Origin of the sequence: Verminephrobacter aporrectodeae subsp. tuberculatae At4 (genome assembly GCF_000193225.1) — a bacterium.
In the GTDB taxonomy this organism is placed as follows: Bacteria; Pseudomonadota; Gammaproteobacteria; order Burkholderiales; family Burkholderiaceae_C; genus Acidovorax; species Acidovorax aporrectodeae.
In genome coordinates, this window is the sequence record NZ_AFAL01000243.1 from 1 (window position 1) to 916 (window position 916).

Sequence of the window (916 nt, forward strand, 5' to 3'; positions counted from 1 at the left end):
GGTCCGGCAGCGGCGCTGGACGGGCGGGCGGGCGTTCTCGTCTCCGCCGGCTGCTCCAGCACCTGCGCCCATGCGTCCAGATCCAGCTGCGCCTGCTGGATGTTCGCGGCCACGCCCTGCGCGGGCAGCGGGGCGGACTCCCCATGGCCCAGGCCGATGCCGATCGTGCCGCGCAGCACCGGTCTGGGGCCCGCTCAGGTCCCGCAGATAGCTGGCCGAACCCAGCGCTCCCAGGTCCAGGCTGAGCTGGTCGCGCAGCACGGCGGCGTTGCCGGCCGGGCCGGCCAGCGACTCGCGTGTCAGCCGGTTTTCGAAGCGCAGGGGCAGGCTGCTTTCGGCCGATTTGCCCAACGGGGCGGGGAGCGCCAGCGCCATGCCCTGCAGGCTGGTCTGTACCTGCAGTTCGGGAACGCCCCGGCGAAACGCCAGCGCCAGGGTGTAGGGGGCGCTGCCCGTCGCGCGCCGCGCCAGCTGGGACAGCATGCCGGCCGGGAATGCCTGCTGCAAGCCTTCGGCGCTCATGATTCCTTGCGCGTGCAGTTGCACGCTCGGCTCGGTGGCGGCCGCGTGCGGATCGAGCGTGCGCATGCCCCCTTCCAGCCGCACGCCGCCGCCCAGCGCCTGGGCCTGCACGCCCTGGAGCGAGAAGCCGGATTCGCTGAATTGCACCGTGCCGCGCACGCGGCTCAGGGCGGGGGTGTCCGGCGTGATGCGCAGCGCGTTGCCGGCCAGCGTGACGCTCCCCTGGACCCGGGCGTTGTGCAGTTCGTGGATGGGCAGGTTCAGGCGCAGCTGAAAGTCTGCGTCGCCGCTCCCGCTGGCCTGGTCCAGGGCATGGCCGGTCATGCGCCCCAGCGGCGAGCGGCTCATGAGCGCGAGCAGTTCCGGCAGGGGCCCCCGGGAGTCCGCGCTGACG

At 73.5% G+C, this 916-nt stretch carries 1 protein-coding gene; it reads right to left on the reverse strand.

Features of this window, described 5'->3' with window-relative positions; translation table 11 throughout:
• The coding region (locus VTU_RS26070) for a YhdP family protein (RefSeq protein ID WP_010102132.1) at positions 1 to 916 on the reverse strand (916 nt) is incomplete at both ends.